The sequence below is a fragment of the Micromonospora sp. DT228 genome, assembly GCF_049841595.1.
Taxonomy (GTDB): Bacteria; Actinomycetota; Actinomycetes; order Mycobacteriales; family Micromonosporaceae; genus Micromonospora.
This window is the reverse complement of the sequence record NZ_JBNCKO010000030.1, coordinates 17,764-41,191: the sequence shown is the minus strand read 5'-3', so window position 1 is coordinate 41,191 and position 23,428 is coordinate 17,764. Positions and strand designations below refer to the sequence as shown.

The window sequence follows — 23,428 nt, the reverse complement described above, 5'->3', positions numbered from 1 at the left end:
GGAAAAGAAGTGGCCGCCCCGTCGTGGGGCGGCCACTGTCGTGTCGCAGGGTCACTTGCGCTTGCGGATCTCCTCGGCGGCCTGCGGGACGATCTTGAACAGGTCACCCACCACGCCGAAGTCGGCCAGCTCGAAGATCGGCGCCTCGCCGTCCTTGTTGACCGCGACGATGGTCTTCGACGTCTGCATGCCGGCCCGGTGCTGGATGGCACCGGAGATGCCGAGCGCGACGTAGAGCTGCGGGGAGACCGTCTTGCCGGTCTGGCCCACCTGGAACTGGTGCGGGTAGAAGCCGGAGTCGACGGCCGCGCGGGACGCGCCGACGGCGCCGCCGAGCAGGTCGGCCAACTCCTCGACCAGCTTGAAGTTGTCGGCGTTGCCGACGCCGCGACCACCGGAGACGACCACGCCGGCCTCGGTCAGCTCGGGCCGGGAGCCCTTCTGCTCGGCGACCCGCTCGACGACCCTGGCCAGCTTGTCGGCGTCGGTGACCGACACGGTGAGCTGCTCGATCGTCGGGGTGGCCGCCGCCGGGGTGGGGGTGACCGAGTTGGGCCGGACGGTGACCAACGGCAGGCCCTTGGTGACCTTGGACTTGACGATGGCGGAGCCGGCGAAGGCGATCTGGGTCGCGGTGCCGTCGGCGTCCAGGCCGACCACGTCGGTCAGGATTCCGTTGTCCAGCTTGACGGCGAGCCGGGCGGCGATCTCCTTGCCCTCCTGGGCCGAGGCCAGCAGCACGGCGACCGGCTGCACCCGCCGGACCAGCTCGGCCAGCACGGTGGCCTTGGGAGCCACCAGGTAGCCGTCGATCTCGTCACCCTCGGCGGCGTAGATCTTCTCCGCGCCGTACTCGCCCAGCTTGCCGCTCAGCGCCTCGGCGGCGCCAGCCCCGCCGAGCACCACCGCGCTGGGCGTGCCCAGCTCACGGGCGAGGGTGAGCATTTCCAGGGTGACCTTCTTGACGCCGAATTCCTTCGTGGCTTCGACGACGACGAGAACCTCAGACATGTCAGACCCCCCTCTCACACGAACTTCTCGGTGGCGAGGAACTCGACGAGCTTGACGCCGCCCTCACCCTCATCAGTGATCTTGGCGCCGCCGGAGCGCGGGGGGCGCTTGCTGTGCTCGACGACGGCGCTCGTGGCGCCGTCGAAGCCCACCTCGGTGGGCGCGACGCCCAGGTCGGCCAGGGAGAACGTCTGCACCGGCTTCTTCTTGGCGGCCATGATGCCCTTGAAGGAGGGGTAGCGCGGCTCGTTGATGGTGTCCCAGACGGAGACCACGGCCGGGGTGGCGGCGGTGATGACCTCGTAGCCCTCCTCGGTCTGCCGCTCGACGGTGAGCGTGCTGCCGTCGACGGTGAGCTTGCGTGCGCCGGTGAGCGCCGCGACGCCCAGCCGCTCGGCGATCATGTGCGGCATGACCTGGACCCGGCCGTCGGTGGACTCCGCGCCGCAGATGACCAGGTCGGCATTGAGCTGACCGAGCGCGGCGGCGAGCACCTTCGAGGTGGCGACGGCACAGGAACCGTGCAGGGCGTCGTCCAGCACGTGCACGGCCTTGTCCGGGCCCATGGAGAGCGCCTTGCGGATCGACTCGGTCGCCCGGTCCGGACCCATGGTCAGGATGGTGACCTCGCCACCGTGCGCCTCCTTGATCTTCAGCGCCTCCTCGATGGCGTACTCGTCCATCTCGTTGATCACGTTGTTCGCCGAACCGCGGTCGACGGTGTTGTCGTCATTGCGCAGGTTGCGGTCCGCGCCCGAATCAGGCACCTGCTTGACGAGTACGACGATATTCATCGCGCTTCGACGACCCTCCTGTGTGGTGATGCGATTCGCTCGCCCGGTCTGGGGCGCAGCGTCGCGCGTCGGTCGACGCCAGGTCAACCGCGGGCTGCTGTGCAGTTGCCCACGGCGCAATGTTACCTGCCGGTAGCTTGCGCTCCCCGGGGCACTCAGAGTGACACAGCTCACCGACGGGCCGACGGTCAGGCCGGGTCGGCCAACGCACCCCGGATCTGGTCGATGGCCGCCGCCTCGGCGGGCGCCACCCCGGCGTGCGCCCGGGCCACCCGGTCCGCCGCACCCAACACCACCGAGCGGTACGCGTCCACGTCCCCCGGTGACTTGTCCCGCAGGATCCGCACCGCGTGCCGCAGCGCCGGCAACACCACCGACTCGATCTCCAACTGCGAGTCCCGGGGAAGCCGCGGCAGCGGACCGGTGGTGAGCGCCTCCTTGACCGTCCCGCTGGCGTCGGAGAGCGCGTTGGACGCGGCGAGGCTCTCCCGGATCACCCCCAGCACCCCCGGGTCGGCGTTGGAGACGAGGAAGACGGCACCGAAGGCGCCGGTCTTGAGCGTCAACCGCTCCTCGTCCGTCAACCGCTGCTCCATGATCACGGAGTGTAGACGTACGGGGTGGTGGTGGTGACCGGGACGAGGCCGAGCCGCTGGAGGATCGGCCGGCTGTCCTCGGAACAGTCGACCTGCATGAGCGTCCGGCCTCGCTGGTCGGCCAGCCGCGCCCGGTAGTTGACGAGCGCCCGGTAGATGCCCCGTTGCCGCCACTGCGGCAGGGTCGAGCCGCCCCACAGGGTGGCGAAGCCGGTGTTCGCCGGGAACCGCACCCAGCCGGCGCTCACCACCGTCCCGTCCGCCTCGGCCACCACGACGGTGATCGAGTTCGGGTCGGCGTCGATCTCCTTGGCCAGGCCCGTGACGAGATGCGAGCGGTCCTCCTGCCAGACCTCCGCCTCCATGGCGGCGATCCGCTCCAGGTCGGCGCGCGAGGTCACCTCACGCAGGCGTACCCCCTCGGGGGTGACCGGCAGCGCGGCGGCCAGCGGGGCGACCGGCCCCACCACGACGGTCTCCCGGTCCTCCGGCACGAAGCCGGCGGCGCGCAGCCGGTCCGCCAGGTCCGCCGGTTCGTCGTGCTCGTTGAGCTTCCACTCGACCGACTGGCCGCGCTCGCGGAACAGGGCCACCTGCCGGGCGATCAGCTCGTCCAGCGCGTCCCCGGTGAGTCCACCCAGGTCGCGGTAGGTGAGGAAGCCGCCGGCGTCGAGCCCGATGATGCGCACCAACGGCCCGTCCCGCTCCACCGTCACGCCGGCCGGGACGGGGTCGGGGATCTCCGGACGGATTTGGTTGTCGTAGGCGGCGCGCAGCGTCATTGCGTCGAGATCAGTCACCGAGTCAGGCTAAGCGGGATGGGAAGCGGATAATCTCCGACCGTGTGGGCGGCGATCAGGCGATGGTTCGACCCGGCGGAGCTGGGCATGGTCGGTGAACAGCCGGACTACCGCTTCTCGCTGGCCAACGAACGGACCTTCCTCGCCTGGCTGCGCACCGGGTTGGCGCTGGTCGGCGGCGGGTTGGCCGCCGCGCAGTTCCTGCCGCCCCTGCCGATGAGCCACCTGCGGGAGGCGATCGCCGTCGCGCTGCTCCTGCTCGGCGGTGCCGTCGCCATCCGGGCCGTGGACCACTGGGCGCGTACCGAGCGGGCCATCCGGCTCGGTCAGGAGCTGCCCGCGTCCCGGTTTCCCGCCATCCTGGCCCTGGCCGTGGGCGCCGGCGCGGTGCTGCTGGTGATCGCCGTGCTGGTCCGGGCGGTCGGCGGGCGGTGAACACCGGACGCGACGCCGGGCTGCAACCGGAGCGCACCCGCCTGGCCTGGCGACGCACTCTGCTCACGGTGACGGTGGTGACCGCGCTCGCCGTCCGGTTGGCGTCGGCGGGCGGCCCGGCCGGGGCGCTGATCGCCGGCGTCGTCGTGCTGCTCTGGGGCGCCCTGCTGGTGCTCTGCTGGCCCCGCGGCACCGGCACCGGGCCGGCCCGCACCGGCGGTCGGACACTGCCGCTGGTCGCGGTGGGCACCGTGGGGCTCGCACTACTGGGAGTGCTGCTGGTGCTTCGCGGACTGTGGTGACGAGACTCGGTGCGCCATGATGGGTGGATGGCCCGGCTGTACGTTCTCCTCTTCCTGGCGCAGATTGTCCTCGCCGTCTGCGCGCTGATCAGTTGCCTCTCCGCCGAGGAGGGTCAGATCCGCGCCCTCCCCCGAATCGCCTGGGTGTTGATCATCCTGTTCTTCCCGCTGGTCGGCTCGATCGCCTGGTTCGTCGCCGGCCGGGAGCCCAGCTCCGGCGCCGGGAAGAGCTGGCCTCGCGGCGGCGGTTTGCCCGAGCGGCAGCGGCCCCGGCCGGTCGCCCCCGACGACGATCCGGAGTTCCTGCGCTCCGTGCAGGACCGCGCCAAGCAGCAGGACCAGGAGCTCTTCCGCCGCTGGGAGGAGGACCTGCGCCGGCGCGAGGACGACCTGCGCCGGCACGACGGTGAGCCGCCCCGCGAGGGTGACCGGCCGGAGGTGTGAACGCCGGCGCGGTCGCGCCGGCGTCGGTGCCCGAGCGTCGACTCACACCCGACGCTTGAGCGCGCGCACCGCCAGCGGCGCGAAGATCACCGCGATGCCGGAGCCCCAGAGCAGCGTCTGGAGGACCGGACCGGCCACCGGACCACTGACCAGGAGCCCGCGCAGCGCGTCGGCCACCACAGTCACCGGGTTGACCTCCACCCAGCTCTGCAACCAGCCCGGCATCCGGTCGGTGGGTACGAAGATGTTGCTGGTGAACGTCAGCGGGAAGATCACCATGAAGCCGAAGATCTGCACCTTGTCCGGCTCGCTCACCAGCACGCCGACCAGCACCGAGATCCACGACGCGGCCAGCGTGAACGCCAGCAGCAGCGCGAACGCCCCGACCACCCCGAGCAGCCCGTTGCCGACCCGGAAACCCAGGATCGACCCGACGCCCAGCAGCAGCGCGATCGACCAGGCCTGCTTGACGGTGTCAGCGAGGATCCGGCCGGCCAGTGGCGCCCACCGGGCGATGGGCAGCGCCCGGAGACGGTCGAACACACCCTTGGTGAGGTCGTTGTTCAACCCGAACCCGGTCGTCATCGTGGCGAACAGCGCGTTCTGCACCATGATGCCGGGCAGCATGAAGGTCAGGTACTCACCTGACGATCCGGCGATGGCGGTGCCGAACACGTAGGTGAACAGCAGCACGAACATCACCGGCTGGATGCTGAGGTCGAGCAGCTCCATCGGGTTGTGCTTGATCTGCACCAGGCTGCGCCACGCCAGCGTGAGGGTGTGGCGCAGTCCTGCGGCCGGGCTGAGCCGGCGGGCCGGCGCCAGCGGGGCGGGGAGGGTGGCGGCGGTCATGCCGGGGTCCTTTCCAGGTCGGTGTCGGCCGGCGAGTCCTCGGCCCGGTGGCCGGTGAGCGAGAGGAATACCTCGTCCAGGCTGGCGCCGCGCAGCGCCAGCTCGGCGACCGCGATCTCGGCGGCGTCGAGGCGGCGGACCACCGCGGGCAACACGCCCGGATCGTTCACGGCGACGGTGACCGCACTCTGGGCCACCTCGGGAACCGCACCGGACACCTCGCCGACGATCGCGGTCACGATGCCCAGGTCGGTGCTGTCGGCCGGCCGCACGGTGAGGGTCTGACCGCCGGTCTTGGCCTTCAGCTCCTCCGGCGTGCCCTGGGCGATCACCCGGCCGTGGTCGACGACGGCGATCTCACCGGCGAGCTGATCGGCCTCCTCCAGGTACTGGGTGGTGAGCAGCACCGTCACGCCGTCGGAGACCAGGGTGCGGACGATGTCCCACAGGTCGTTGCGGCTGCGCGGGTCCAGGCCGGTGGTCGGCTCGTCCAGGAAGAGCACCTGTGGCCGGCCGACCAGGCTGGCGGCGAGGTCCAGCCGGCGACGCATGCCACCCGAGAAGGTCTTGGCGGCCCGGTCGGCGGCGTCGCTGAGGTCGAAGTCGGCGAGGAGTTGGCGGGCGCGCTGTCGGGCGTCGGCCCTGCTCAGACCGAGCAGCCGACCGATCAACAGCAGGTTCTCCGCGCCGGTCAGGGTCTCGTCGACCGAGGCGTACTGGCCGGTCAGACCGATCAACTGGCGCACCTGGTGCGCGTCGCGCACGACGTCGAAGCCACCGACCGTGGCGTGCCCCTCGTCGGCGGCCAGCAGGGTGGCGAGCACCCGCACGGCTGTGGTCTTGCCGGCGCCGTTTGGCCCGAGCAGACCGAAGACGGTCCCGGTCGGAACCTCCAGATCAACTCCGGCGAGGGCGGTGGTGGCGCCGAAACGCCGTACCAGTCCCTCGGCGCGGATCGCGTGGTCCATCGCAACTCCTGTCGTCGTCAGTGGTGACACCACTGTGGGCGACAGGGCTGACATCCCGCCGATCCCGCGCTGACGTTACGACGACGGGAGCCGAATTTCCGCCGATTTAGCTGCGGGAATACGCCGCGCCGCCGCCCGCGGACGGGCGACGGCGGCGGCGGGTACGACTCAGGCCAGGTTCGACGACCGGGGGTACGCGTCGGTCGGGTCGGTGAGAACGTTCACCAGGTACGGCACTCCGGCGTCGAACGCCCGTTGCAGGGCCGGGCCCAGGTCGGCCGCCTTGGCGACCGTCTCCCCCGCCCCACCGAGCGCGCTGACCACCGTGTCGTAGCGCAACTCCGGTTGGAGGTCGGCGGCCACGTCGTAGCCGTACATGGCCCGCATCGGGTGCTTCTCCAGCCCCCAGATGCCGTTGTTGCCGACGACGATCACCACCGGCAGCTTCTGCCGGACCAGCGACTCGACGTCCATCAGCGAGAAGCCGGCGGCGCCGTCACCCATCAGCACGCAGATCTGCCGGTCCGGGTGACTGACCCGGGCACCCATCGCGTAGCCCATGCCGGTGCCCAGGCAGCCGTACGGGCCCGGGTCCAGCCAGGTGCCGGGTTGGGCCGGCTCCAGGTAACGCCCGGCGTACGACACGAAGTCGCCGCCGTCGCCGATGGTGATCGCGTCCGGGTCCAGCGCCCGACGCAGCTCGCCGTAGATCCGGGCGGGACGGATCGGGTCGGTCTCGGCGGCCATCTCGGCGGCGTCCCGGGCCTTGGCCGCGTCCTCGGCCACGCGCAGGTCGGCGATCCAGTCGGTGTGGTCGGCCCGGTCACCGGAGTGATCGGCCAGCGCCGACAGGATCAGGCGCAGGTCACCGGCGGGGGCGACGGCCGGCTGCACGTGCGTCGCCCGTTGGCTGGGCGCGTCGACGATGTGCACCACCTTGGCGTCGCCGAAGTCGCCGAAGCTGAGCCGGAAGTCCAGGGGGGTGCCGACCACCACGACCACGTCGGCGCCGGAGAGCGCGGCCCGACGGGCCTTGGCGAACGCGAGCGGGTGCGTCGGCGGGAGGGAGCCGCGGCCCATGCCGTTCGCGAAGACCGGCACCTGCAACGCCTCGGCCGCCTCGCGCAGCGCGGCGACCGCGTCGCCCGCGTACACGTCGGAGCCGGCGATGATGACGGGTCGCTGCGCACCGGCGATGAGCAGCGCGGCGCGGCCGACCTCCTCCGGGTCCGGCACGACCGGGTCGACGCCGGAGACGGCGGGCAGGTCGACCTCGGCGACCGAGAAGACCGTCTCCAGCGGGAAGTCGAGGAAGGCCGGCCCACGGTGCGGGGTGAGCGCGGCGGTGAGCGCGGCGCCCACCGCACGCGGGATGTCGTCGGTGCTGAACACCGTCTCGGCGTGCTTGGTGACCGGGGTGACAAGCGGCAGGTGGTCCATCTCCTGGAGGCTGCCGGAGCCCCAGCGGAACGCGGGCGCGCGCCCGCCGAGCACCAGCACCGGGGAGGCGTTGAAGAACGCGCTTGTCATGCCGGAGATGCCGTTCGTGACACCGGGCCCGGCGGTGAGCACCGCGAGACCGGGCCGGCGCTGCAACTTGGCCACCGCCTCGGCGGCGAACACAGCGGACTGCTCGTGCCGGACGTCGTAGATCGGGAAGTCGGTCTTGTACGCGGCATCGTAGAGCGGGAAGACGTGCCCGCCGGAGAGTGTGAACATCTCCCGTACGCCGTGCGCGCGTAGGGCCGCGAGCGCCAACTCGCCGCCGTGACCCTCGATCCGCTCCGTCATGTCGCTCCCATCGTCCGTGGCCGGGATCACAGGTTACCGGCCAGTCACTTGACCGTCCGACGGTGGTCCCGGCCGGTGGACGCTACCGAGGTCAGGGGCAGTGGGAGGGTGGACCGGCGGGCTCAGCGGCCGGTGAAGTCAGGCGTGCGCTTCTCGACGAACGCCGTCATGCCCTCGCGCCTGTCGTCGGTGGCGAACAGCGCCGCGAAGAGCTGACTCTCCCAGGCCAGACCCGAGTTCAGGTCCATGTCCAGACCGCCGTCGACCGCCAGCTTCGCCGCGCGCAGCGCCTGCGCCGGCCCGGTCAGGTACGGAGTGATCAGTTCCACGGCCGTGTCGTACACCTCGGTGGCCGGGGCGACCCGGTCGGCCAGGCCGATCCGCAGCGCCTCCTGCGCGTCCACCATCCGCCCCGACATGATCAGGTCCTTGGCGCGGGCCGGGCCGACCAGGCGGGCCAGCCGCTGGGTGCCGCCCGCACCCGGGATGATGCCCAGCTTGATCTCCGGCTGGCCGAGCTTGGCGTCCTCGGCGACCACCCGCCAGTCGCAGGCCAACGCCAGCTCACAGCCGCCACCGAGGGCGTACCCGGTGATCGCGGCGACCACCGGCTTGGGGATCCGGGCGATCGCGCCGAGCGCGCTGGACAGGTTCGCGGCCCGGTCAGCCATGTCCACGTAGGACATCTCGGCCATCTGCTTGATGTCGGCGCCGGCGGCGAAGACCTTCTCCCCGCCGTACACGACGACGGCGCGGACCTCGGGGTCGGCGCTGGCCGCCGTGGCGGCGGCGCGCAACTCCTCCTGCACCTGGGTGTTGAGCGCGTTCATCGGCGGCCGCTCCAGCCGGATCGTGCCGATGCCGTCCTTGGTCTCCAGCCGAACGAACTCGCCCACGCTGCCCTCACTTCCTCGTCGAAGTCGCGTGCCAACCTTACGACCCGGCTCGTTTGGGTAAGTAGTGTGGTGTCAGCCCCGCGGGCGGGAGTCCAGCCATGACGACGTATTACGACGACAGGTCGGTGCAGGTCACCTCCACCACCTTCCGAGCCGACGGTCGCAGCTACGCGCTCGCCGACATCACCATGATCTGGCACCGCCGCGGCAGCCGTTCCTGGCGCGTCCTGGTGGGGCGCGGCGCCATCGGCGCCGCCCTGGCCGGTCCGCTGGTCGCGGCGGTGCTCGGCATCGGCGTGGCCGTCTGGCTGCACCGCTCACCCACCGTGACGATCGCGATCGTCGGCGCGTCGGTGCTGATCGGGCTGGCCGTCGGGCCGGTCGCCGACTTCCTCTTCGAGCACCTGGACCGCTCGTACGCCCGGGGCAGCCGTCAACTGGAGATCTGGGCGCGCTGGCGCGGCCAGCCGGTGCGGTTGCTGCGCACCGGCGACGCGTTGCGCTTCGGTCAGATCTACCGGGCGGTGCAGCGGGCGGTCGAACACAGCCAACCGGCCCGCCCCGCCAGCCGTCGATAGCGGCCCCGCCCGGAACCGGTTCGACGCGGACGCTAAATGTCCAAGATCTGAGCGAACCTCACGCAGCGGAGGCGAATGTTGCCTGTCGGTGGTTAGGCTTAGTGATGACCCTCTATTACCGGGACGACGCGGTGCAGGTGACCTCCGAGTCGATCCGGGCGGGTGGTCACGTGATCGCCCTGCCCGACGTGACGTTCGTCTGGCACGCGCGGGGCCAGAAAACCCTCGCCGTCCGCGGCCGTGTGCTGGGGCGCGGTGTCCTGGTGCTGCTGCTCTCGCTGCCCCCGTTGGTCGCCGTGGTCTGCGTGCTGTCACTGGCGTGGTCGGCTCAGGACCGGGGCAACTGGCAGCTGGCGCTGATCATCCTCGCCGCCTGCGCGGTCGGGGCGCTTGTGGCGCTGCCGTTCCTGGAGATCCCCCTCGGCTGGCTGGACCGCTCCTACGAGCGTGGCAGCCACGTGCACGAGCTGTGGGTGCAGCACCACGGCCGCGAGGACCTGCTGGTGCGCACCCCGGACGCGCTACGGTTCGGGCAGATCTACCGGGCCGTGCAGCGCGCCGTCGAACAGCAGGGGGACCATCGATGACCACCCGCCGCGGTGAGGCCGTCGCCCTGGCCGGCCTGCTCGCCGTGGCCGGTGTCACCCACCTGGTACGCCCCGGCGTCTACGACCCGATCGTGCCGCGCGCGTTGCCGGGCCCGGCCCGGTTCTGGACGTACGCCAGCGGAGTGGCCGAACTTGCGGTGGCGGCTACGGTCGCGAACCCGGCCACCCGTCGGGCCGGCGGTCGGGCCGCCGCCGCGCTCTTCGTCGCCGTCCTGCCGGCGAACGTGAAGATGGCAGTGGACTGGCGACGCCGACGCCCGACGAAGCGGGCCATCGCGTACGGCCGGGTGCCGCTGCAGGTGCCGCTGATCTGGTGGGCGCTGCGGGTGGCCCGCGCCGACGTCGCCGGCCGGCACTCACGCTGACCGGCTCCGTCGGGCGGTTATGGCACGGCCGACGCACACTTGACCCCATGGCGATCCCCCTCCCCACACCGACCGCAGTTGTCGGTCTGACCCGCTCCGCTCTCGACCAGGCGCTCGGCTCGGCCGCCTCGATGGCCGCCGTGCCCGCCCGCGCGTTCGCGGTGCTGGACGGGGTGGAGGCGCTGCTGGCCCGGATCAACGGCGTGGTGGACCGGATCGAGACGACCCTGGACCGGACCGATCAGGTGCTCAACGACGCCGAGGCGGCGGTCCGCGAGGTGGCCGTCATCAGCGCCGCCGCGACCACCGCCATCGACACCGCCACCGAGGTGGCCGCTGCCGCCGCCGTGGTGGTCGCCGAGGCCGACCGGGTCTCCAGGGCGGCGGGCACGGTGGTCGCCGAGGCCGACCGGGTGGCCGGCCGGGCCGCCACCACCGTGGGCACCGCTGCGGAGGCCGCCGCCACGGCGGCCGAGCTGCTGGCGGCGTACGAGCCGGCGCTGCGGCGGGCCGCGCCGATGGCCGCGAAGTTCGTCGAGGAGCTGAGCCACGAGGAGATCACCGCGGCGATCCACCTGATCGATGAGCTGCCCAAACTCAGGGAGCACCTGACGGCCGACATCCTGCCGATCCTGGCCACCCTGGACCGGGTCGGGCCCGACCTGCACGACCTGCTCGACGTGACCCGCGACCTCAAGCTCGCCGTGGCCGGCATTCCCGGGCTGGGCATGCTGCGCCGTCGCGGCGAGAAGCTCGCCGACGAGCCGGCCGGCTGAGCCCTCCCCGGCTGCGCGGAGGATCAGCAGTCGCAGGTGATCGGCGCGCTCAGGCCCGCGCGTACAGTTCGTCGATCTCGGCGCGTTGCGGTAGCGCCACCGAGGCACCGAGCTTGCGGACGCAGGCCGCGCCCGCCGCCGACGCCCAGCGCACCGCGTCGACCAGGTCGCGTCCCTCGCCCCAGCCGACGGCCAGCGCGGCGGTGAACGCGTCGCCCGCGGCGGTGGAGTCGACCACGTCGACGCGTACCGCCGGCACGTGCACGTCGGTGCCGTCGCGGTCGACGTACCGCGCGCCCTCGCCGCCGAGAGTGAGCACGGCCCGGGGGGTCAGGTCGAGCAGCGCCCGGGGGTCCTCCCGGCCTCGGCCGGTGAGCGTCTGCGCCTCGCCCTCGTTGACGACCAGGACGTCCACGGCGGCGAGCAGCTCGGGTGGGAGGTCCCGGGCCGGGGCGGCGTTCAGGATGACCCGGGTGCCGGCGGCGCGGGCGGCCACCGCGGCGGCCGTCACGGTCTGCACCGGGATCTCCAGTTGGGCGACCAGCACGTCCGCCGCGCGTACTGTGGCCAGTTCCTCCTCGGTGAGGCCGACAAGCGCGTCGTTGGCGCCGGGAGTCACCATGATGGCGTTCTCACCCTGCGCGTTGACCATGACCAGTGCGACCCCTGAGGTGCCGTAGACCACGCGTAGTTGGCTGGTGTCCACCCCGGCGGCGGTGATCCGGGCCCGCAGGGTGACACCGAAGGCGTCCGAGCCGATCGCGCCGAGGAAGGCGCAGGCGGCGCCGGCCCGGACCGCGGCGATGGCCTGGTTGGCGCCCTTACCGCCGGGCACCATCACGAAGTCGGTGCCGAGCGTGGTCTCGCCCACCCGCGGCAGCGCGGGCGCCATCGCGACCAGGTCCATGTTGGCGCTGCCCACCACGGCAACCCGGGTCTGCGGCACTGTCGTCTCCGCCCTGTCGTGGCGTTCAGGCGGCCCGCGCGGTGTAACGGTCGCCCGACCGCTCGACCACGAGCGGCAGACCGAACGTCTTGGAGAGGTTGTCACCTGTCAACGTCTCGGCGAGCAGGCCCTGGGCGACCACCCCGCCCTCGCGCAGCAGCAGCGCGTGGGTGAACCCCGGTGGGATCTCCTCCACGTGGTGGGTGACAAGCACCATCGCCGGGGCGTCCGGGTCGTACGCCAGCTCGGCCAGTCGGGCGACCAGGTCTTCCCGACCACCCAGGTCGAGCCCGGCGGCGGGCTCGTCGAGCAGCAACAGCTCCGGGTCGGTCATCAGGGCACGGGCGATCTGCACCCGCTTGCGCTCACCCTCGGAGAGGGTGCCGTAGCGGCGCTCGGCGAGGCCACCGACGCCGAGTTGGCTCAGCAGCGCCCGCGCCCGCGCCTCGTCGGCCGGGTCGTAGTTCTCCCGCCAGCGGCCGACCACCGACCAGGCGGCGGTCACCACCACGTCGGTGACCCGCTCGTCGGCGGGCAGCCGCTCGGCGAGCGCGGCGGTGGTGAGCCCGATCCGGGTACGCAGCTCGTTGACGTCGGTGCGGCCGATCCGTTCGCCGAGCACGTGCGCGACGCCCGTGGTGGGGTGCAGCCGGCCGGAGGCGAGGTTGAGCAGGGTCGTCTTGCCCGCGCCGTTGGAACCAAGCACCACCCAACGCTCGTCCAACTCGACACGCCAGGTCAGGTCCTGAAGGAGGGCGGTGCCGGACCGGCGTACCCCGACGCCGTCCAGGCTGACCACCAGATCCGGGTCCACAGGCGCGGCGCCGGCGGCGCCATGGATCAGGTCATCAGTCACCACACCATCCAACCACGCAGCGCCGCGGCGCCCCCCATGGGCGGCGCCTCGGCCATAGGGTGAAGCGCCGTGTCGTTGATCACCAATCCCGGAGGACGGCTGATGTTCCGTCAAGATTCGGAGCCGCGCGGATGAGCGCGGTCATCGAGATCGAGGGTCTGCGCAAGACCTTCCGCAGCCTGCGTAACGGCCGGCGGGTGGCGGTGGACGGGTTCGACCTGCTGGTCGAGGCCGGCCAGGTCCATGGCTTCCTGGGCCCCAACGGCTCCGGCAAGACCACCACCCTGCGGGCCCTGCTCGGGCTGGTACGCGCCGACGGTGGGCGGATGACCGTGCTCGGCCAACCGTCGCCGGAGCTGCTGCCCCGGGTGGCGGGGCAGGTCGGCGCGATCGTCGAGAGCCCACAGTTCTTCGGCAACTTCACCGGGCACCGCACGCTGCGCCTGTTGGCTCGTGCCGGTGGGGTCCCCGTCTCGCGGGTGGACGAGGCGCTGGAGATGGTGGGTCTGCGCGACCGGAGCGACGAGCGGGTGAAGGGCTACTCGCTGGGCATGAAGCAGCGCCTCGCGGTGGCGTCCGCGCTGTTGAAGGATCCGCGGTTGCTGATCCTGGACGAGCCGGCGAACGGGCTGGACCCGGCGGGCATCCGGGAGATGCGGGACCTGATGCGGTCGCTGGCGGCCGACGGGGTGACCGTCCTGGTGTCCAGTCACATCCTGGGCGAGATCCAGTTGATCTGCGACCACGTCACGATCATTTCGCGGGGGAAGCGGGTTGCGTCGGGCCGGGTGGACGAGGTGCTGGCGGGCCACGATCGGCACGAGTTCCTGGTGCGGGTGGCCGAGCGGGAGCGTGCCGCCGAGCTGCTGCACGCGGCCCAACTGACGGCTGTCGTCGACGGCGAGGCGCTCGTGGTGAGCGGGGTGAGTGACCCGACTGTGGTCAGCCGGGTGCTCGGCGAGCAGGGGCTGTGGGTGGGCGAGCTGACGCCGGTTCGGCCGGATCTGGAGAGCGTCTTCCTGGAGCTGACGGGGGCGTACGCGCACGCGTCGGTCCCCCGGCAGGTCGACGGCTCGGCGCTGCCGGACGCCTCGGCGCTGCCGGACGGCGAGCGGGGCGAAGCTGTGATCGATCTCGATCGGGGAGTGGACGCGTGAACCTGGTTCGTGCCGAGTTGGAGCGGCTGTCCGGTCGTCGCTTCGTGCAGCTCATGGTCGTCCTGTTGGCGTTGGCGTTCGCCGTGACGGCGGCGACCACCCTGGCCGGGTCGCACAAGCCGACCGCGAGGGAGCTGGACTCGGCGCGGGCGCAGGCCGCCGAGCAGCGGCAGAGCATGGAGGTCGCGTTTCAGCAGTGCCTGCAGCGCAGAGGCGGCGCGCTCCCGACCGAGGACGACGGGTTGTACCTCCCCGCCGACTGCTCCGAGTTCGATCCGGCCCTGCGGGAGCAACTGCCGGTCGCCGCCGACTTCCTGCCGGGGGTGTTCAGCTTCGCCCAGCAGGCACGGCCACTGCTCTACTTCCTCATCGCGTTCCTGGTGCTGTTCGGTTTCCTGGTCGGCGCCTCCTACATCGGCGCTGACCTGAACTCCGGCGGAGTGGTGAACCTGCTGCTCTGGCGGCCACGCCGGTTGACTGTGCTCGGGGCCAAGTTGGGCACCCTGCTCGGCACGGTGCTGGTCCTGAGCGTGCTGGCGTCGGTGGCCTACCTCGCCACGTTCTGGGTGATCGGGCAGACCGCCGGGTTGCCCGGCCGGTTGAGCAACGACTTCTGGAGTGAGCTCGGCGCGGTGCACGGCCGTGGTCTGGTGCTGGTGTTGCTGGCCGCCGCGCTGGGCTTCTCGATCGCCACGCTGGGCCGGCACACGTCGGCGGCGCTCGGCGCGCTCGCCGCGTACGTGGTGCTGTGGGAGTTGGGCGCCCGCCTGGTGCTGGAGATCGTCGACGCTTCACACTCGGACCTGTTGATGCTCTCCAGCCACATCGGGGCGTGGCTCAACGGTGACGCACGCTTCTACGACGCCCAGCTGTGCAGGGGAAGCAGCGGTGGCTACTGCGACGCGTTCTACACGCTGACCTGGCTGCCGGCGCTGTTGGTGCTGCTCGGGCTCACCGGCGGGCTGACCGCCGCAGCGTTCGCCGTGTTCCGTCGCCGCGACCTGATCTGAGAGGCGGTTCGTCGGGCCTCCCGCTCCGGGCGGCCCGACGGACCGGCTCAGGCCGACAACGCGGCAAGAGCTTGCAACCCGCCGAGCTGCGGTGAAATATTCCTCCACATGACCGGCGCAGTGGGCTCAGCCGACGGTGGAGCCGAACACCTCGTCGCGCACGGCGTCCAGGGCGGTGCGCAGCGCCCCGTGCAGGATCGGCTCCTCGGTCAGCCCGGTCGGCACCACCCGCGGTCGGACCAGGGTGATCGCCGCGACCTCGTGCTGCACCCGCTCGGCGAGGGCGGCGCCGCCGGCCTGGCCCACCTCGCCGGCGAGCACGACCAGGGGCGGATCGAGCACCACGCAGGTGCTGGCCACGCCCAGCGCGAGCCGGCGGGCCAGCTCGTCGAGCATCGGGCCACCGTCGTCGCCGGCCGCGACGGCCGCGCGCACCGCCTCGGCGGCGTCGGTGTCCGGATAGCCGTGCTCGCGGGCCACCGCGCGGACCGAATCCGCACCGATCAACTGCTGGAAGGCGGGCTTGGCGCGGCGGGAGACGTCGCGAGGGATGGGCGCGCCGGGCACCGGCAGGTAGCCGATCTCACCCGCCGCTCCACTGCTGCCGTGGTGCAACCGCCCACCCAACATGATCGCCAGGCCCACGCCGGCGCCCACCCAGACCAGCACGAAGTCCGCGAGCCCCTGCGCGGCGCCGGACTGCGCCTCGGCCACCGCGGCCAGGTTGACGTCGTTCTCGAAGACCACCGGGGTGTGCAGGTCGTCGCGCAGGGCGGCGAGCAGACCACTGTGCCAGCGCGGCAGGTTGAAGGCGAACGTGATGTCGCCGGTGCCGGGGTCGACCAGGCCCGGGGTGCCGAGCACGATCCGCCGTACGCTGCTGAGCTGCGCGTGGGCGCTGCTGGCCGCCTGCACCACGGCGTTGTGCACGACGCCCACCGGGTCGTCGGTGTCCCGGGTCGACTGCTCCACCCGGCCGATGACCGCACCGGTGATGTCGGCACACGCGGCCACCACCCGGTCCGGTCCGACGTCCACGCCGACCACGTGCGCGCTGCCGGGGCTGACCGCGTAGAGCTGGGCGTTCGGTCCCCGCCCGCCGGCCTGCTCGCCGACCCGCGTGACGAGACCACGCTCCTCCAACCGCTCGACAAGTTGGGACGCGGTGACCTTCGACAGCCCGGTCAGCTCGCCGAGCCGGGCCCTGGTCAGCGGGCCGCGTTCGAGGAGCAGTTCCAGTGCCGCACGGTCGTTGAGCGCCCGCAACAGACGGGGGGTGCCGGGCAGCCGGGTCGCACTCATGACACGTCCTCTAGTTTTAGTAAACTTTGCTAACTGTAAACCGACCTGCGAACGGGTAGCCGTAGCGTAACGGCCACCCGACAGTGGGACGCTCCGCCGATTCGGCAGGGCCAAGACCACCACCGGTATGACGTTTCGTAACCGGTGGGGCACCGAAGGGGGAAGATCACGTGGGGTTGGACGCAGGACTGCGCCGGCTGGCACTGGGCACGCTGCTCGCCGCGTACCCGGGGCCCGTTCCACCCGACTGGGCGGTCGAACTGCTGGCCGACGGGTTGGCCGGGCACACCCTGTTCGGCACCAACGTGCACGACCCCGCCCAGGTGGCGGCGAGCACCGCCGCCCTGCGCGCCGGCCGGCCGGACGCGCTCGTCGCCATCGACGAGGAGGGCGGCGACGTGACCCGGCTGGCGCATGCCACCGGGAGCCCGTACCCCGGAAACGCCGCCCTCGGCGCGATCGGCGACGTGGCCCTCACCCGGCGGGTCTACCAGTCGATCGGCGCCGACCTGGCGGCGCTCGGCATCACCGTCAACCTCGCCCCGACGGTGGACGTCAACACCGCCGACGAGAACCCGGTGATCGGCACCCGGTCGTTCGGCGCGGACCCGGTGCGGGTGGCCGCGCACTCGGCCGCCGCCGTGACCGGGTTGCAGGCCGCCGGCGTGGCCGCCTGCGCGAAGCACTTCCCCGGTCACGGCGCCACCGTCGCCGACTCCCACCACGAGCTGCCCACCGTGGACGCTCCACTGAGCCTGCTGCGCCAACGGGACCTGCCGCCGTTCGGGGCGGTCATCGCCGCCGGGGCCCGCGCCGTGATGACCGCGCACATCCGGGTGCCGGCGCTGACCGGCGCCGATCCGGCCACCTTCAGTCGGGCCGTCCTTGTCGACCTGCTCCGCACCGACCTCGGCTTCACCGGCGCCGTCATCACCGACGCGCTGGAGATGAAGGGGGCCGCGGTCGCCGCCGGCGGGGTCGGGCCGGCCGCGGTCCGCGCCCTGGCGGCCGGCGCCGACCTGCTCTGCATCGGCGCGCGGGTCGACGCCGCGCTTGTCGAGCGGGTGGCCGCCGAGATCGTCGACGCCCTCACCGACGGCCGGTTGGCGACCGCCCGGGTCGAGCAGGCCGCCGGCCGCGCCGCCGAACTCGCCGCCTGGACCCGGACCGCCGTCGCGTCGACGACGGCCGGCGACACCGAGCTGGGGTACGCGGCAGCGCGTCGCGCCATCCGGGTGGACGGGGTGCTCACCGGCCTGGACCGACCGCTTGTGGTGCAGTTGCACACCGAGTCGACGATCGCCGAGGGGCGGGTGCCGTGGGGGCTCGGTCCGCACCTCGACGGGGTGCCGGAGATTCGCGTGATCGCCACCGAGACCGATCCGGCGACGCTGCGAGGGTTGGCCGGTGACCGACCCATCGTGCTTGTGGGGCGCCACCTGCACCGGCTGCCCGGCGGCCCGGAGCTGGTCGCCGGCTTGGCCGCCGAACATCCGGTGACGGTGGTGGAGATGGGGTGGCCGGCACAGTGGCGCCCCGCGGGCGTACGCGCCTTCGTCACCACGTACGGCGCGAGCCACGCCAATGGTCGCGCGGCGGCCGAGGCCCTCGGTCTGGCCGGCTGAGCCGCGGCATCTCCCGGCCAGGTCCCCGGGCTCGGCCGGATCGGCGCTCCAGCGCCGCAGCACAGTGTCCACAGTCACCTGTCGCCCCTTCTTGAACATGTTCAACATTCGCCCTAGGCTGACGACGTCGGTAGTTGAACACGTTCAAGAAGGGCGTCCACATGGACACCAAGGTCTGGATGTACGTGATCTACCTCGCGGTCAGCGTCGGCCTGACCATCTGGGTGGCGCGGGCACTGTCGCGCAACGGGCTGGTCTTCCTGGAGGAGGTGTTCGCCGAGGAACGACTCGCCCGAGCGGTCAACAGCCTCCTGGTCGTCGGGTTCTACCTGCTCAACCTCGGCTACGTCACGGTGGCGATGAGGCACTCCGACGCGGTGGTGTCGACAAGCCAGGCCATGGAGGAACTGTCACTCAAGGTCGGCCTGGTGCTGCTGGTGCTGGGCGCGCTGCACTTCTTCAACGTCTTCGCCCTGGGCCGCTACCGCCGAACCCGCCTCCGCCAGCTCGCCACCCACCCCCCGATCGCCCCGATCGGCCGACTTCCCATGCAGCCCGCCCCAGTCGGACCGCAGTTGGTCGGCGCGTACCCGACCGGGCCCCAGCCGACCGGCGCGTACCCGGCCGGACCGCACCCGGCCGGACCGCACCCCGCCGGACCGCACCCCGCCGGACCGCACCCCGCCGGACCGCACCCGGCCGGACCGCAGCCGGCCGGACCGCAGCCCGGCGCCGGGCCGGCGAACAACCCGCCGACCCGATGACCGTGCCACCGACCGACGGCGTCGGTCGGCTCCCGGATCCCGCCGCGCACTCCGACGGCGGGATCCGGGGGTTCACCGTGCTGTTCGACGCGGCCTGCCCGCTCTGCCGCGCCGCCCGCCGCTGGTTGACCTCCCGCGCCCAGCTCGTACCCCTGGAGTTCGTGCCGGCCGGGTCCGCCGAGGCCCGGCGGCGCTTCCCCGGCCTGGACCACGACGCGACGCTGCGCGACCTCACCGTGATCGCCGACACCGGTGAGGTGTACGCGGGCGACGGCGCCTGGTTCGCCTGCCTGTGGGCGTTGGCCGACCACCGGTCCATGGCCGAGCGACTGGCCCGACCGCACCTGCTGCCCCTCGCCCGACAGGCGGTGGCCGCCGCCTCGGCGATCCGGGAGCGGGTCCGCGACCCGTGGGACGAGCCGACAAACGACCTGGCGGGATACGGTGGCCTCGATGACCGAGCAGCCTGCGCAGACGACCACTGCGGGTGACCCAGCCACCGCCCGAGGAGAGCAGACCCGGCAGCTCATCCGGGACACCGCGATGCGACTGTTCCGCGAGCGGGGTTACGCCCAGACCACCATGCGGGCGATCGCGCAGGAGGCCGGCGTGGCGGTCGGCAACGCCTACTACTACTTCGGTTCCAAGGACCACCTGATCCAGGAGTTCTACGCCCAGTCCCAGGCCGCGCACCGGGCGGCCGCACAGCCCGTGCTCGATCGGGAGGAGGCGTTCGGCGCCCGGCTGGCCGGAGTGCTGCACGCGGGGATCGACGTGCAGACGCCGTCGCACGCGTTCGCGGCGACCTTCTTCAAGACGGCGGCCGAGCCCACCTCCCCGCTGAGCCCCTTCTCCGCGGAGTCCTCCGGTCCTCGACAGGCGGCCATCGACCTCTTCGCCGAGGTGTTGACGGGCTCGACGGCCAAGGTCGACGCCGAGCTTCGCCCGCAACTGCCCGAGCTGCTCTGGCTCGCGTACATGGGCGTGATCCTCTACTGGGTGCACGATCGATCGCCGGGCCAGGCCAAGACCCGTCAGCTGATCGACGGGGCCGTACCACTGATCGACCGGCTCGTGGCGCTGTCCCGGCTCCGGGTCCTCCGGCCGGTGACCCGACAGGTGCTCGACCTGATTCGCACGCTCCGTCACTGACCCGGCCGGTACCTAGCGATCAGCGAAGAAGCAGGTCAAGTCCGCTTTTCGACACTCCGAACCGACAGCTCACACCTTGCCCCACGCCTGTTCGATACGTAGCGTGATCGACGCGTACCGACCCGACGCGGGTCGGCACGCCCGGAACCGGGGCCTGGGGGGAGGTTGCGGACCGTGGATCCGGCCCGGGATCCACGGTCCGCGAGCGCCCGGCGCCACTCAGCGCGGATAGACCCCGTACGCCCGCCAGCCCCGATCCGGGAAACCGGCCGCGTCGGCGACCCGGGCCGAGGCGAGGTTGTCCCGCTCGTGCAGGTAGGTCGGCACCGCCCCCTCGTCGAGGACCCGCCGCGCCGCCTGTGCCACGAGTCGGCGGGCGAGGCCGTGACCCCGCGCGACCGGCGCGGTGCCGACGGCCAACTCGTGCCCGTACGCGTCGTGCCGTTTGATCCCGGCACCGGCCAGGTAGCCACCGGCCGGGTCGCGGACCACGAGCACCGGCCGGTCGAAGAGCCGCAGCCAGGGCGGCAGCCCGGGAGCCGTCGGTGGGGTCCACTCCCCCACGTCGGGTAGCGGCGCGGGGGACACGCTCCACCGGAAGGGGCCGTCGTGCACGCACCACTCGGGCAGCCCCACGGCCTGCGGCAACGCGGCGAGAAACCGGTCCGGGGTACGCCGGATCAGCGAGCGGATCGCCGCCACCCGGTCCGGCGCGACGGAGAGCACGCCGCTGCGCCCGGTATCCACGGCGAGCGCGGGGCGCAGCCGGCCGTCCCAGGCCGGCGCGGCCCGTCGGTGCGAGGCGACCACGTGCAGCCCTGCCCCGGCCGGCCACTGGCCGAGCCAGGTGGCCAGGTGCAGTTGGACCCGCCGGTCGAGCATGTCCACCTCCCCGTCGGTCCACCCGTCGTGGATCACCGTACGCCGGGCTGGCCCGGCCGGGCTGCGATCCGGCAGGGCCGGGCGGGGCACGGTGACCGCACACGGCGATCGACCGTCATATGTTTGTCCTTATCTGGACACCTTTGTTTGCAACGGTAGGGCCATGCCGAATGAGCAGTACCCCCACTACCAGCAGGACCCCGAGCGACTCTGGCGCGCGTCGGAGGGCACCGCTGGCATCCCGCCCCAGCCGCGCTACTGGCATCCCCCAGCGCTCGGCGGGCGCACCCTGTCGTGGGCGGGGCTGAACAAGCTGCCCGCCGGCAGTTCGAGTCAGCACCGCCTGAACACGCTCTGACGCACCAAACCTCACTCGAATTTGGTGCCTCGGCACGGCCCAATCTGGTGTATCTTCACGCCATGACTCGCATCACCGTGGACGTGAACGACGAGTGGCTGGACGCCGCGAAGGAGGTGCTCGGCACCGACACCAAGGTGGCCACCATCAATGCAGCCCTGCACGCGTTCGCCGTACGCCGACAGGCTCGCGAGGTTGTTGCCGCCTTCGATCAGGTGGAGATGGACTTCTCCGGGTCCGTGGACGCCTGGCGCTACGGTGGCGGTCGCGACCTGGACTCGCTCGCCGAGCAGGCACGCAACGCCGAGGCAGCTTGATGGCTGGTCAGATCTATCTTGCGGACACCTCGGTCTATGTTCTGCAGGGGCGTCACGCGTCGGTCCGGCGGCGCTTCGAGTCGCTTCTGGCCGAGGGGCGGCTCGCCGCCTGCCACATGACCAGCCTGGAATACCTCAACAACGCACCCCACCCGAAGGGGTACGAGATCCTCTGGCAGGCACTGCGTGGAGGGCGGTGGATGGACGTGTCGACAGCGGCGATGGACCGTGCCATGGCGGTTCATCGCCTACTCGCGGCCGAGAGCCAGCACCGCAACTTCCGGCTGCCCGACCTGATCATCGCGGCGACCGCCGAGGAACACGGCGCGACCGTCCTGCACTACGACGCCGACTACGACCGCATCACCGCTGTCACCGGTCAACCCAGCGAGTGGGTGGCACCGAAGGGCAGCCTCTGACCTTCGCCCGAGGCGACACACCGGGGAGGTCCAGCGAGGGCTTTCGCACACCTGTCGGGTAATTTCTTGTGGTCCGGCATCCGGCCTACGACAGGAGAAGCTCCCCGCATGGGCAAGAAGACGATCCACGTCTCCGACTTCACCGGCACGGTTCTGCGGCAGGAGGACGAGGTGGTCCGCGTCGTCGTGCTGGAGCACCCGGACCTGGTCGCCGGGCCCGTGCAGTTGGACGCCACCCCGGGCGAGGTGGAAAACATCGACGACGCCGCCCTGGACGTGGCGGTGGTGGAGATCCACGACCGGCACGGTGGCGGCGAGCCGCGTCGGGTGGTGTTGACGGCCAGCGAGTTCGACGCGATGGCCACCGACGTGCCGATGGCGCAACTGTTGCGGACGGCCGAGCGGGTCCGCCCACCGAAGGCCCGCAAGAGCGCCGAGAAGATCGACTACAGCACGCTCGAGCACGCCGGCAAGCCACACCGGGGCCGGGTCACCGAGGAGGAGGCCCGGCTGGTGCGCGAGCAGCTCGACGAGGTCAACAAGCGCCTCGCCGACGCGGGCGTGCGCCAGATCGACCCGGCCGATCCGGAGCACGCCCTGCGTTACGGCTTCCCCGAGGCGCCCTGACGCCGGGGCCTCACTTCGGTGGTGTGAAGGCGGCGAGCGCGGCGGCCAGGTCGGCCTCGACAGTCGCCTTCGCCAGGCCGAGATCGGTGAGCACGCCGGTGCCGTCCTCCTGCTCCAGCAGGGCCAGCAGGATGTGTTCGGTGCCGATGTAGTTGTGCCCGAGGCGCAGCGCCTCCCGGAAGGTCAGCTCCAACGCCTTCCTGCCACGCGCGTCGTACGGAATGAGGTCCGGGACCTGCTCGGCGGGTGGCGGGAGGAGGGCGGCGACCTTCTCCCGCACCACCTCGGCAGTGGCGCCCCGGCCGGCCATCACCTTGGCGGCCAGCCCTTCCGGCTCGGCAAGCAGGCCCAGCACCAGGTGCTCGGGGCGGATCTCGGGGCTTCCGCTGGCGCGGGCCTCCTCCTGGGAGGACATCACCACGTTGCGGGCCCGGGGGGTGAACCGGCCGAAGGATTCGTTCGGGTCGAGGGGCGACCCGTCGGTGGCCTTCGGCACGAAGCGCTTCTGGGCGGCCTGCTTGGTGACACCCATGCTGCGGCCGATGTCGGTCCAGGAGGCGCCCGAGCGGCGCGCCTGGTCGACGAAGTGCCCGATCAGGTGGTCGGCGACCTCACCGAGGTGGTCGGCGGCGATGACCGCGTCGGTGAGCTGGTCGAGCGCGTCGGTGTGCGCCTTCTTGATGGCCTGGATCAGGTCGTCCAGCTTGACGGTGTTGCTCATCTGGAGAGGATCTGTCATGCGTCAACCGTAAGTTGACGATCCGATTCCGTCAACCCCAAGTTGACGATGTCCGGCG

At 71.9% G+C, this 23,428-nt stretch carries 30 protein-coding genes; 17 read left to right on the top strand and 13 right to left on the bottom strand.

Features of this window, described 5'->3' with window-relative positions; all coding sequences use genetic code 11:
* Nucleotides 1-51: 51 nt before the first annotated feature.
* The 4 genes from ACLQ29_RS34025 to ACLQ29_RS34010 all read right to left on the bottom strand — a co-directional run bounded on the left by ACLQ29_RS34025 (nt 52) and on the right by ACLQ29_RS34010 (nt 3,201).
* Entirely contained in the window at nt 52-1,011 is a 960-nt protein-coding gene (locus tag ACLQ29_RS34025) for an electron transfer flavoprotein subunit alpha/FixB family protein (protein ID WP_425775465.1), read from the bottom strand.
* A 14-nt stretch (nt 1,012-1,025) separates the two neighbouring features.
* The gene (locus tag ACLQ29_RS34020) at nt 1,026-1,805 is read right to left on the bottom strand and encodes an electron transfer flavoprotein subunit beta/FixA family protein (RefSeq protein WP_425775464.1); all 780 of its coding nucleotides are present in this window, start codon (nt 1,803-1,805) and stop codon (nt 1,026-1,028) included.
* 188 nt (nt 1,806-1,993) lie between these two features.
* Entirely contained in the window at nt 1,994-2,407 is a 414-nt protein-coding gene (locus tag ACLQ29_RS34015) for a hypothetical protein (RefSeq protein WP_393372668.1), read from the bottom strand.
* Entirely contained in the window at nt 2,404-3,201 is a 798-nt protein-coding gene (locus tag ACLQ29_RS34010) for a GNAT family N-acetyltransferase (RefSeq protein WP_425775463.1), read from the bottom strand. The genes ACLQ29_RS34015 and ACLQ29_RS34010 overlap by 4 nt, the downstream gene beginning before the upstream one ends.
* Nucleotides 3,202-3,288: 87 nt before the next feature.
* Here ACLQ29_RS34010 and ACLQ29_RS34005 point away from each other — a divergent pair, with 87 nt between their 5' ends.
* The 3 genes from ACLQ29_RS34005 to ACLQ29_RS33995 are packed head-to-tail and all read left to right on the top strand — an operon-like array spanning nt 3,289 to nt 4,382.
* Entirely contained in the window at nt 3,289-3,636 is a 348-nt protein-coding gene (locus ACLQ29_RS34005; protein ID WP_425775485.1) for a YidH family protein, read from the top strand.
* Nucleotides 3,633-3,938 (top strand): DUF202 domain-containing protein, encoded by a 306-nt coding sequence (locus ACLQ29_RS34000; RefSeq protein ID WP_425775462.1) that lies wholly within the window; start codon nt 3,633-3,635, stop codon nt 3,936-3,938. The genes ACLQ29_RS34005 and ACLQ29_RS34000 overlap by 4 nt, the downstream gene beginning before the upstream one ends.
* Nucleotides 3,939-3,965: 27 nt before the next feature.
* Nucleotides 3,966-4,382: a PLD nuclease N-terminal domain-containing protein gene (locus ACLQ29_RS33995; protein ID WP_425775461.1), complete on the top strand. Its 417-nt coding sequence runs from the start codon at nt 3,966-3,968 to the stop codon at nt 4,380-4,382.
* A gap of 42 nt (nt 4,383-4,424) precedes the next feature.
* Here ACLQ29_RS33995 and ACLQ29_RS33990 read toward each other — a convergent pair whose 3' ends face one another.
* The 4 genes from ACLQ29_RS33990 to ACLQ29_RS33975 form a co-directional block, all read right to left on the bottom strand.
* Complete coding sequence (locus ACLQ29_RS33990; protein WP_425775460.1) at nt 4,425-5,234, bottom strand: ABC transporter permease; 810 nt, start codon at nt 5,232-5,234, stop codon at nt 4,425-4,427.
* Nucleotides 5,231-6,202 carry an ATP-binding cassette domain-containing protein gene (locus ACLQ29_RS33985; protein WP_425775459.1) on the bottom strand — a complete coding sequence of 324 codons (972 nt, stop codon included), beginning with the start codon at nt 6,200-6,202 and terminating at the stop codon, nt 5,231-5,233. The genes ACLQ29_RS33990 and ACLQ29_RS33985 overlap by 4 nt, the downstream gene beginning before the upstream one ends.
* Before the next feature lie 168 nt (nt 6,203-6,370).
* The gene (locus tag ACLQ29_RS33980; protein WP_425775458.1) at nt 6,371-7,993 is read right to left on the bottom strand and encodes an acetolactate synthase; all 1,623 of its coding nucleotides are present in this window, start codon (nt 7,991-7,993) and stop codon (nt 6,371-6,373) included.
* A 122-nt stretch (nt 7,994-8,115) separates the two neighbouring features.
* Nucleotides 8,116-8,889: an enoyl-CoA hydratase/isomerase family protein gene (locus ACLQ29_RS33975; RefSeq protein WP_425775457.1), complete on the bottom strand. Its 774-nt coding sequence runs from the start codon at nt 8,887-8,889 to the stop codon at nt 8,116-8,118.
* 98 nt (nt 8,890-8,987) lie between these two features.
* Between ACLQ29_RS33975 and ACLQ29_RS33970 the strand changes: the two genes are divergently transcribed.
* From ACLQ29_RS33970 to ACLQ29_RS33955, 4 genes are all read left to right on the top strand, one after another.
* The gene (locus ACLQ29_RS33970) at nt 8,988-9,467 is read left to right on the top strand and encodes a DUF6232 family protein (RefSeq protein ID WP_425760173.1); all 480 of its coding nucleotides are present in this window, start codon (nt 8,988-8,990) and stop codon (nt 9,465-9,467) included.
* Nucleotides 9,468-9,571: 104 nt separating this feature from the next.
* Entirely contained in the window at nt 9,572-10,054 is a 483-nt protein-coding gene (locus ACLQ29_RS33965) for a DUF6232 family protein (RefSeq protein WP_393372642.1), read from the top strand.
* Nucleotides 10,051-10,440, top strand: coding sequence for a DoxX family protein (locus ACLQ29_RS33960; protein WP_425775456.1), 390 nt, complete (start codon nt 10,051-10,053; stop codon nt 10,438-10,440). Before ACLQ29_RS33965 ends, ACLQ29_RS33960 begins: the two co-directional genes overlap by 4 nt.
* A 47-nt stretch (nt 10,441-10,487) precedes the next feature.
* Nucleotides 10,488-11,216: a hypothetical protein gene (locus ACLQ29_RS33955; RefSeq protein ID WP_425775454.1), complete on the top strand. Its 729-nt coding sequence runs from the start codon at nt 10,488-10,490 to the stop codon at nt 11,214-11,216.
* A gap of 49 nt (nt 11,217-11,265) precedes the next feature.
* Here the strand turns inward: ACLQ29_RS33955 and ACLQ29_RS33950 are convergent, their stop codons facing one another.
* Together ACLQ29_RS33950 and ACLQ29_RS33945 are read right to left on the bottom strand one after the other, a co-directional pair.
* Nucleotides 11,266-12,162, bottom strand: a complete 897-nt coding sequence (locus ACLQ29_RS33950; protein WP_425775453.1) for a ribokinase — start codon at nt 12,160-12,162, stop codon at nt 11,266-11,268.
* A gap of 25 nt (nt 12,163-12,187) precedes the next feature.
* Nucleotides 12,188-13,018, bottom strand: coding sequence for an ABC transporter ATP-binding protein (locus tag ACLQ29_RS33945; protein ID WP_425775452.1), 831 nt, complete (start codon nt 13,016-13,018; stop codon nt 12,188-12,190).
* Nucleotides 13,019-13,149: 131 nt separating this feature from the next.
* On the opposite strand from ACLQ29_RS33945, the gene ACLQ29_RS33940 reads away from it, so the two are divergent.
* On the top strand, nt 13,150-14,175 hold the full coding sequence (locus tag ACLQ29_RS33940; protein ID WP_425775451.1) for an ABC transporter ATP-binding protein: 1,026 nt from the start codon (nt 13,150-13,152) through the stop codon (nt 14,173-14,175).
* Complete coding sequence (locus ACLQ29_RS33935) at nt 14,172-15,185, top strand: ABC transporter permease subunit (protein ID WP_425775450.1); 1,014 nt, start codon at nt 14,172-14,174, stop codon at nt 15,183-15,185. The genes ACLQ29_RS33940 and ACLQ29_RS33935 overlap by 4 nt, the downstream gene beginning before the upstream one ends.
* A 126-nt stretch (nt 15,186-15,311) precedes the next feature.
* Here ACLQ29_RS33935 and ACLQ29_RS33930 read toward each other — a convergent pair whose 3' ends face one another.
* Nucleotides 15,312-16,487 carry an ROK family transcriptional regulator gene (locus ACLQ29_RS33930; RefSeq protein ID WP_393372620.1) on the bottom strand — a complete coding sequence of 392 codons (1,176 nt, stop codon included), beginning with the start codon at nt 16,485-16,487 and terminating at the stop codon, nt 15,312-15,314.
* A 170-nt stretch (nt 16,488-16,657) separates the two neighbouring features.
* Here ACLQ29_RS33930 and ACLQ29_RS33925 point away from each other — a divergent pair, with 170 nt between their 5' ends.
* The 4 genes from ACLQ29_RS33925 to ACLQ29_RS33910 all read left to right on the top strand — a co-directional run bounded on the left by ACLQ29_RS33925 (nt 16,658) and on the right by ACLQ29_RS33910 (nt 20,028).
* A complete protein-coding gene (locus ACLQ29_RS33925; RefSeq protein WP_425775449.1) occupies nt 16,658-18,112 on the top strand; it encodes a glycoside hydrolase family 3 protein in 1,455 nt (484 codons plus the stop codon).
* Between the two features lie 161 nt (nt 18,113-18,273).
* Nucleotides 18,274-18,876, top strand: coding sequence for a hypothetical protein (locus tag ACLQ29_RS33920; RefSeq protein WP_425775448.1), 603 nt, complete (start codon nt 18,274-18,276; stop codon nt 18,874-18,876).
* On the top strand, nt 18,873-19,367 hold the full coding sequence (locus ACLQ29_RS33915) for a thiol-disulfide oxidoreductase DCC family protein (protein ID WP_425775447.1): 495 nt from the start codon (nt 18,873-18,875) through the stop codon (nt 19,365-19,367). The genes ACLQ29_RS33920 and ACLQ29_RS33915 overlap by 4 nt, the downstream gene beginning before the upstream one ends.
* The gene (locus ACLQ29_RS33910; RefSeq protein ID WP_425775446.1) at nt 19,330-20,028 is read left to right on the top strand and encodes a TetR family transcriptional regulator; all 699 of its coding nucleotides are present in this window, start codon (nt 19,330-19,332) and stop codon (nt 20,026-20,028) included. The genes ACLQ29_RS33915 and ACLQ29_RS33910 overlap by 38 nt, the downstream gene beginning before the upstream one ends.
* Nucleotides 20,029-20,247: 219 nt before the next feature.
* Here the strand turns inward: ACLQ29_RS33910 and ACLQ29_RS33905 are convergent, their stop codons facing one another.
* Nucleotides 20,248-20,910 (bottom strand): GNAT family N-acetyltransferase, encoded by a 663-nt coding sequence (locus tag ACLQ29_RS33905; protein WP_425775484.1) that lies wholly within the window; start codon nt 20,908-20,910, stop codon nt 20,248-20,250.
* A gap of 163 nt (nt 20,911-21,073) precedes the next feature.
* Between ACLQ29_RS33905 and ACLQ29_RS33900 the strand changes: the two genes are divergently transcribed.
* From ACLQ29_RS33900 to ACLQ29_RS33885, 4 genes are all read left to right on the top strand, one after another.
* Nucleotides 21,074-21,268, top strand: coding sequence for a DNA repair protein (locus ACLQ29_RS33900; protein WP_425775445.1), 195 nt, complete (start codon nt 21,074-21,076; stop codon nt 21,266-21,268).
* Between the two features lie 62 nt (nt 21,269-21,330).
* Nucleotides 21,331-21,585 carry a type II toxin-antitoxin system VapB family antitoxin gene (locus tag ACLQ29_RS33895; RefSeq protein WP_393372603.1) on the top strand — a complete coding sequence of 85 codons (255 nt, stop codon included), beginning with the start codon at nt 21,331-21,333 and terminating at the stop codon, nt 21,583-21,585.
* Nucleotides 21,585-22,004, top strand: a complete 420-nt coding sequence (locus ACLQ29_RS33890; protein WP_393372601.1) for a PIN domain nuclease — start codon at nt 21,585-21,587, stop codon at nt 22,002-22,004. Before ACLQ29_RS33895 ends, ACLQ29_RS33890 begins: the two co-directional genes overlap by 1 nt.
* A gap of 108 nt (nt 22,005-22,112) precedes the next feature.
* Nucleotides 22,113-22,631 carry a hypothetical protein gene (locus ACLQ29_RS33885; RefSeq protein WP_393372598.1) on the top strand — a complete coding sequence of 173 codons (519 nt, stop codon included), beginning with the start codon at nt 22,113-22,115 and terminating at the stop codon, nt 22,629-22,631.
* Nucleotides 22,632-22,641: 10 nt separating this feature from the next.
* Here the strand turns inward: ACLQ29_RS33885 and ACLQ29_RS33880 are convergent, their stop codons facing one another.
* Nucleotides 22,642-23,370 (bottom strand): Clp protease N-terminal domain-containing protein, encoded by a 729-nt coding sequence (locus tag ACLQ29_RS33880; RefSeq protein WP_425775444.1) that lies wholly within the window; start codon nt 23,368-23,370, stop codon nt 22,642-22,644.
* Nucleotides 23,371-23,428 lie beyond the last annotated feature (58 nt).

Bases quoted from the DNA above. Each gene is read 5' to 3' on its own strand.
- ACLQ29_RS33885 (WP_393372598.1), top strand. From the start codon at position 22,113: ATGGGCAAGAAGACGATCCACGTCTCCGACTTCACCGGCACGGTTCTG.
- ACLQ29_RS33930 (WP_393372620.1), bottom strand. From the start codon at position 16,487: ATGAGTGCGACCCGGCTGCCCGGCACCCCCCGTCTGTTGCGGGCGCTC.
- ACLQ29_RS33880 (WP_425775444.1), bottom strand. From the start codon at position 23,370: ATGACAGATCCTCTCCAGATGAGCAACACCGTCAAGCTGGACGACCTG.
- ACLQ29_RS34020 (WP_425775464.1), bottom strand. From the start codon at position 1,805: ATGAATATCGTCGTACTCGTCAAGCAGGTGCCTGATTCGGGCGCGGAC.
- ACLQ29_RS33995 (WP_425775461.1), top strand. From the start codon at position 3,966: ATGGCCCGGCTGTACGTTCTCCTCTTCCTGGCGCAGATTGTCCTCGCC.
- ACLQ29_RS33900 (WP_425775445.1), top strand. From the start codon at position 21,074: ATGCCGAATGAGCAGTACCCCCACTACCAGCAGGACCCCGAGCGACTC.
- ACLQ29_RS33895 (WP_393372603.1), top strand. From the start codon at position 21,331: ATGACTCGCATCACCGTGGACGTGAACGACGAGTGGCTGGACGCCGCG.
- ACLQ29_RS33980 (WP_425775458.1), bottom strand. From the start codon at position 7,993: ATGACGGAGCGGATCGAGGGTCACGGCGGCGAGTTGGCGCTCGCGGCC.
- ACLQ29_RS34005 (WP_425775485.1), top strand. From the start codon at position 3,289: ATGGTCGGTGAACAGCCGGACTACCGCTTCTCGCTGGCCAACGAACGG.
- ACLQ29_RS33915 (WP_425775447.1), top strand. From the start codon at position 18,873: ATGACCGTGCCACCGACCGACGGCGTCGGTCGGCTCCCGGATCCCGCC.
- ACLQ29_RS33905 (WP_425775484.1), bottom strand. From the start codon at position 20,910: ATGCTCGACCGGCGGGTCCAACTGCACCTGGCCACCTGGCTCGGCCAG.
- ACLQ29_RS33960 (WP_425775456.1), top strand. From the start codon at position 10,051: ATGACCACCCGCCGCGGTGAGGCCGTCGCCCTGGCCGGCCTGCTCGCC.
- ACLQ29_RS34025 (WP_425775465.1), bottom strand. From the start codon at position 1,011: ATGTCTGAGGTTCTCGTCGTCGTCGAAGCCACGAAGGAATTCGGCGTC.
- ACLQ29_RS33940 (WP_425775451.1), top strand. From the start codon at position 13,150: ATGAGCGCGGTCATCGAGATCGAGGGTCTGCGCAAGACCTTCCGCAGC.
- ACLQ29_RS33890 (WP_393372601.1), top strand. From the start codon at position 21,585: ATGGCTGGTCAGATCTATCTTGCGGACACCTCGGTCTATGTTCTGCAG.
- ACLQ29_RS33965 (WP_393372642.1), top strand. From the start codon at position 9,572: ATGACCCTCTATTACCGGGACGACGCGGTGCAGGTGACCTCCGAGTCG.
- ACLQ29_RS33990 (WP_425775460.1), bottom strand. From the start codon at position 5,234: ATGACCGCCGCCACCCTCCCCGCCCCGCTGGCGCCGGCCCGCCGGCTC.
- ACLQ29_RS33920 (WP_425775448.1), top strand. From the start codon at position 18,274: ATGGACACCAAGGTCTGGATGTACGTGATCTACCTCGCGGTCAGCGTC.
- ACLQ29_RS33955 (WP_425775454.1), top strand. From the start codon at position 10,488: ATGGCGATCCCCCTCCCCACACCGACCGCAGTTGTCGGTCTGACCCGC.
- ACLQ29_RS33970 (WP_425760173.1), top strand. From the start codon at position 8,988: ATGACGACGTATTACGACGACAGGTCGGTGCAGGTCACCTCCACCACC.
- ACLQ29_RS33910 (WP_425775446.1), top strand. From the start codon at position 19,330: ATGACCGAGCAGCCTGCGCAGACGACCACTGCGGGTGACCCAGCCACC.
- ACLQ29_RS33985 (WP_425775459.1), bottom strand. From the start codon at position 6,202: ATGGACCACGCGATCCGCGCCGAGGGACTGGTACGGCGTTTCGGCGCC.